The sequence below is a fragment of the Corynebacterium sp. c25Ua_47 genome (genome assembly GCF_039907205.1).
GTDB classification, from domain to species: Bacteria; Actinomycetota; Actinomycetes; order Mycobacteriales; family Mycobacteriaceae; genus Corynebacterium; species Corynebacterium hiratae.
Genome location: NZ_JASBOH010000023.1, coordinates 1 through 5,556, shown reverse-complemented (window position 1 = coordinate 5,556; position 5,556 = coordinate 1). Strand labels below are relative to the sequence as shown.

General features: G+C 58.8%; 4 protein-coding genes. 1 reads left to right on the top strand and 3 read right to left on the bottom strand.

Features of this window, described 5'->3' with window-relative positions; genetic code table 11:
- Positions 1-313 precede the first annotated feature (313 nt).
- The 3 genes from QKE52_RS13210 to QKE52_RS13200 all read right to left on the bottom strand — a co-directional run bounded on the left by QKE52_RS13210 (position 314) and on the right by QKE52_RS13200 (position 4,187).
- Positions 314-1,600, bottom strand: coding sequence for an MFS transporter (locus QKE52_RS13210; RefSeq protein ID WP_347948992.1), 1,287 nt, complete (start codon positions 1,598-1,600; stop codon positions 314-316).
- 46 nt (positions 1,601-1,646) lie between these two features.
- Positions 1,647-2,999, bottom strand: a complete 1,353-nt coding sequence (locus QKE52_RS13205; protein ID WP_347948991.1) for a dicarboxylate/amino acid:cation symporter — start codon at positions 2,997-2,999, stop codon at positions 1,647-1,649.
- A 117-nt stretch (positions 3,000-3,116) separates the two neighbouring features.
- Positions 3,117-4,187 carry a biotin/lipoate A/B protein ligase family protein gene (locus QKE52_RS13200; protein ID WP_347948990.1) on the bottom strand — a complete coding sequence of 357 codons (1,071 nt, stop codon included), beginning with the start codon at positions 4,185-4,187 and terminating at the stop codon, positions 3,117-3,119.
- Positions 4,188-4,656: 469 nt separating this feature from the next.
- Between QKE52_RS13200 and QKE52_RS13195 the strand changes: the two genes are divergently transcribed.
- Positions 4,657-5,499, top strand: coding sequence for a PRC and DUF2382 domain-containing protein (locus QKE52_RS13195; protein WP_070516786.1), 843 nt, complete (start codon positions 4,657-4,659; stop codon positions 5,497-5,499).
- Positions 5,500-5,556: the final 57 nt, after the last annotated feature.

The following is a 5,556-nucleotide window of genomic DNA, read 5'->3' as shown; positions in this document are numbered from 1 at the left end:
AAACAAAAGGCCCCGTCGTTCCAAACGACGAAGAACTCAGACACACTCCGCGGAGGCTGAACCCAGACTCGTCGTTTCAAACGACGAAACCCGACCAAGGTACCTGAAAGGAAAAGAGAAAGACTACGAACCAACGGACCCACACCGTAGAATCAAACGACGATCCTGCCTGGTGCTGAATAGGGCTGGCTCAGCTCGTCGTTTGAAACGACGAATGCGGATCGCTAGCGGTCAGGAGATTCAAGCTGGCTCTGGAGCTCAAGTGGGGGTCGTTGTCGGTAGTCATTTGCCAGGTGTCGGTGAGGGGAATGGACTAGACCTCTTTTAGGCGATTCCGCTTGGAGGCGAAGAGAACGCCTACCCCCGTGATAATTGCAGCGGCAACAAGGTAATACGCCGGGGCCAGTTGGTTGTCGGTCTTGTCCATCAGCCAGGTGGCGATCATGGGTGCTGTGCCGCCGAAGACAGCGTTTGCTGTGTTGAAGGTGAGAGCAAAGCCGGAAAGGCGAACATGGGTGGGGAACTGTTCGGAGAGGAAGGAGGGGAGGACGCCGTCGTTAAGCGCAAGCACGCCGCCGAGGCATACTTGAATGACGATAACGAGGAAAATGCCGGCGCCGTCGAGAAGCATGAACGCAGGGACGATGAAGAGTCCCATGAAAAGTGCAGCGCACAGCATGGTCGTGCGGCGGCCCAGGCGGTCCGATAGCAGGCCGGTGAGAAGCGCGAAGCCGATATAGAACGCGGAAGCGACCGACGACGCAATGAAGGCAGGTGTCTCCGCCATGCCCAGCTCCTGGGAGAGGTAGGTGGGCAAATAGGTCAGGATGACGTAGAAACCAATGGCGTTGAGAACCGTGCCCGAGAAGGCAATTGCCAGGGCCTTGGGATATTTGATGACCTCGCGAAGAGGGGATTCTTCCGTGTCATCTTGATTCTCAAAGCGGGAAGACTCGTCGGCGTTGCGGCGAATCCACAGGCCATAAAGGCCCAGAGGTAGTGCGATGAGGAAGGGGACGCGCCAACCCCAAGAAATGAGAGCATCGTCGTCAAGCACGCCGGTGAGTAGTGCCGCGATGAGAGAACCCAGCAGCAGGCCGGATGCTGTGGCGGAAGGCACGATTGCGGCGTAGATTCCCCGCTTATGAGTCGGGGCGATTTCTGCGAGGTGCGTGGCTGCACCGGCATATTCGCCCGCCGCGGAGAAACCTTGGACCATACGCGAAAGCAGAAGCAGCAGAGTGGCGGCGAATCCGATGGTTTCATAGCTGGGGAGGAAGCCGATCACGGCTGTCGCCAGCGACATCATCGTGATCGATACCGTCAGGGTTTGAATTCGTCCATGTTTGTCACCAAAGTGTCCCCACACAATTCCGCCGAGTGGGCGGACGAGGAAGGAGAGCGCAAAGAGCGCGAATGTCATGATGAGCGCGCGGCGCCCTTCCATCTCCGGGAAGAAGACCCGGGAGATAATGGCCGACATATAAATGTAGGCCGCATAGTCGAACCATTCGATGAATGTTCCTATGAAGGACGCCTTGATAGCGCTGCGGTGTTGTGTGGAATCGGGGTCTGGTGGTGCTTGGGTTGACGTGGACATAGCTTCCACCGTACAGAACCTATGTGTGCCCCACGTCACTTACTTTCTAAGCGTTCACGCTTTCCCGGTCGTTCTCGTCAGCGTTCATGATGTCATTGACGCCGCCTTCGGCAGCATCCCAGGTTGCCTGATCTTGGATGCCGGCGCGCTTGGCGACGATGGTGGCGCACAGAGCCTGACCGGTGACGTTGACAGCGGTGCGGCCCATGTCAATGATGGGTTCGATGGCAAGTAAGAGGCCGACGCCTGCCAGCGGGAGACCCAGCGTGGAGAGGGTCAGCGTCAACATGACGGTGGCACCTGTCGTGCCTGCAGTAGCTGCGGAACCAATGACGGACACGAAGATGATGAGGAGGTACTGGGTTGGGGAAAGGTCAATTCCGTAGAACTGGGCAATGAAGATGGCGGCGATGGCCGGGTAGACGGAGGCACAGCCGTCCATCTTCGTGGTGGCGCCTAGCGGGATGGCGAAGGAGGCGTATTCGCGAGGCACACCCATGGCCTTTTCGGTGAATCGCTGGGTCACGGGCATCACGCCCATCGAGGAACGGGTGACGAAGCCGAGGGAGAAGACTGGCCATACGCGCTTGTAGAAGCCAATGACTGGAATTCGGTTGAACGCGAGGACGGCAGGGTAGACCACGGCAATGACAAGGGCGAGTCCGACATACATCGCGAGGACGAACTTGCCCAAGGAGCTGAGCGCATCCCAGCCATAGGTGGCCACGGCTTTACCGATGAGGGCGGCGGTGCCAATCGGGGCGAGGCGGATGATCCACCACAGGACCACCTGGATGACCTTAAGGAAGGACTCGGTGAAGCGCAGGAAGGGATCGGCCGCCTTACCAGCCTTGACCGCGGCGATGCCCAGGGCCAAGGAAATGACAAGGAGCTGGAGGGCGCCGAAGCTGAGGGAGACGTCGCCGTCGCTTAGCGAGGCCTTGAGTCCAAAGAAGTTGGAGGGGACGAGCTGCTGGAGGAAGGCGGTCCAGGAGCCAACGTTGGAAGGAGCGGCGGCGGTGGAGGCGTCGACAGTCGTGCCTACGCCTGGCTTCATCACGAGGGCGACGAGAATGCCAGCCAAGACGGAGAAGAAGGCCGTGATGGCGAACCATACAAGGGTGGAGATCGCCAGCGAGGCGGCGTTGGCCACCTTGCGCAGGTTGGCAACCGAGGTGACGACGGCCGCGAAGATGAGCGGCGGGACCATCACCTTGAGCAATTGGACGTACGCGCCGCCGACGCCGGACAGGGTATCGGAGAGCCATTCGGACTCCATGCCGGAGGCGATGAAGCCGAGGATGAGGCCGATGATGAGACCGGCGATGACCTGGGCGCCAAAGCCGGTGGCCCAAGAGGGCAGCGTGCGCGAGGATGCGCGGGAGGAAGTGTCGGACACGAGATTTTCCTTCTAGACAGTGCTGTATAGAAATGGACCAAATGGTTCGGTAGATTTATACCGATCGGTTCACTAGAACTTATAACACCGTACGCTGTCCAGAAATTCCCCTGCAAATTATGGGATGCGCTTAGTCCACTCTTCGTTGAGGAATTTAGTGTCGACGAGGCGCCGGGCGGCGGCTAGGGAGTCGTCGGAAAGCACTGCGTCAACGGCGCCATAACGGGTGGCAAACTCAGCAGCCATGGTGTCGATGATTTCCTCGCGGGGCACGCCGGTCTGGCGGCGCAGCGGGTCTACACGTTTCTTTGCGCTGGCCAGGCCCTTGGAGGAGACCTTGACTTTGCCGATGCGCAAGACTTCCATCATCTTGTCCGCATCGATGTCATAGCTCATCGTGGTGTGGTGGAGCACCGCACCTTTGCGGCGCTTTTGCGCGGCGCCGCCAATCTTTCCGCCGTCCGAGGTGATGTCATTAATCGGCACGTACCAGGCGTTGACGCCAAGCTTGCCAAGTGCCGCGAGTACCCATTGGTCCAAGTACTCGTAGCTGGCCTCGTAGGAATAGCCGGCCACGAGCGAGTCCGGGGCGTACAGGGAATAGGTCACGCAGTTGCCGCCCTCCATGAACATCGCACCGCCACCGGAGATTCGGCGTACTGGAATGATGCCGTGCTTGTCGACGCCCTCCTGGTCCAACTCGTTGGCATAGGACTGGTAGGAACCGAAGACGACGGCGCGGTCCTCCCATTCCCAGAAGCGGAGCGTGGGCCCGCGCTTTCCTTCCGCGACTTCGTTGAGGAGGACTTCATCGAGGGCAACGTTTACTGGGGTAGGCAGAACCCCAGGACGCAGGATCTCCCAGCTGTGGTCGGTGAAATCGGTGCCGCCTGACAGCGCGCGCTTGACCGTGACAGCTAGGTGGTGGGTGTCGAAGCCGTGGAGAGCTACGGGTGAATCGATTCGCGCAAGCGCGGCATCGAGGCGGGATTGGATGTCCTCGGTGCTTGTGGCAGTAGTGATGCCGACCAGCGCTGGGGCCAGTGCCTCGTAGGCCTCTTCCGGTTCGAGGAAGAAATCGCCGGAGACCTTGGCTGCGGTAACGGTGCTGTCGGCGTCAATATCGAGATCGACGACGAGTAGTTTGCCGCCGGGGACTTTGAGTTCGAAGTGTTCAGTTTGGTTCATGGTGTTCAGGGTACTCAGGTATGGCGGTGTGACGATTGGGAGAGTAGACCATTTAATGAACTCGGAAACTGGGGCGGGGGTAGCTAACGTCTCTTGGCTGTGCCTTTGGGAATCGTAAGGAGTTGCGTAGAGAGTCGCTGTTGGGCGCTATGTTGCGGGCGCAAGTTAGTGCCTTAATGTTTCGTTCTAGAATATGGGGAGGAAATGTAGGGCGGGGCTGGCAGGCGTTTGAGGTGCTCAAATGGTCTGTAATCTAATTGTTATAGCTAATATGACCTGCGGCTACGCGCGATTTTGACAAAAGAGGGGGATGCGGCGGTGGCGCATTGTTGTTTCGTCCGTATGGTGGGGGGCAACGCAAACGAAATAGCAAATCGTCCCCCAATCCCCTGGAATTTATGGGGGTAAAGATGAAAGCTATCGTTTGCTGTCGAGATATAGACCAAATGTAGAAAGGTTTAGAGAAACAATGGGTAAGAACATCAAGGATCTGTTTAACGCAACCGCATACGACAAGGCCGGCGAGAAGCTGGGCTCCGTCAAGGAGGTCTTCGTCGACGAGCAGTCCGGTCAGCCGACTTTCGTTGAGGTCAACCACGGTCTGTTCGGTATGAGCTCCAGCTTGGTTCCGCTCCGTGGTCACGATTTCACCGGTGATGAGCTCAAGCTGGCCTTCTCCAAGGACCGCATCGAGAACGCACCGGACTTTGACTCCGATAAGCCGCTGACTCCTGAGGCGCAGGCGGACATCTTCAAGCACTACGACCTCGAGAACGCACAGGACGTAACCACCTACCGTGACGAGCGTGATGAGCGCGCTGGCGTTGCCGGTGCTGGCGTAGCTGGCGCTGGTGTTGCCGGTGCTGGTGCAGGTGCACACGCTAAGGATGAGACCGAGCGCGCCGCTGTCTCCGACAATAGCGTCACCAACAACGAGGGCGAGGTTATCCGCTCCGAGGAGCGCTTGGACGTCAACAAGGAGCGCGTGGCCACCGGCGAGGCGCGCCTGCGCAAGTACGTCGTGACCGATACCGAGACCGTCGAGGTTCCGGTTGAGCGCGAAGAGGTTCGCGTCGAGCGCACCCCGATTTCCGAGGCTGACGCTGCCAACTACACCGGCACCATCGGTGATAACGGCGCGGAGGAAGCCTCCGTTACCCTGCACGAAGAGCGCGTGAATGTAGAGAAGAAGACCGTCCCGGTGGAGAAGGTTAACCTTTCCAAGGAGACCATCAAGGACACCGAGACCCACACCGAGGATCTGCGCAAGGAGCAAATCGATACCGACGGCATCACCGAGACCCGCAAGTAATCTCGGTTAAGGGCTAAGAGGCTGGAGCTGCAAAGCTCCAGCTTTTCGCGTTTTGGG

Coding starts and splice junctions, on each gene's coding strand:
- QKE52_RS13210 (WP_347948992.1), bottom strand. CDS start 1,600: ATGTCCACGTCAACCCAAGCACCACCAGACCCCGATTCCACACAACAC.
- QKE52_RS13200 (WP_347948990.1), bottom strand. CDS start 4,187: ATGAACCAAACTGAACACTTCGAACTCAAAGTCCCCGGCGGCAAACTA.
- QKE52_RS13195 (WP_070516786.1), top strand. CDS start 4,657: ATGGGTAAGAACATCAAGGATCTGTTTAACGCAACCGCATACGACAAG.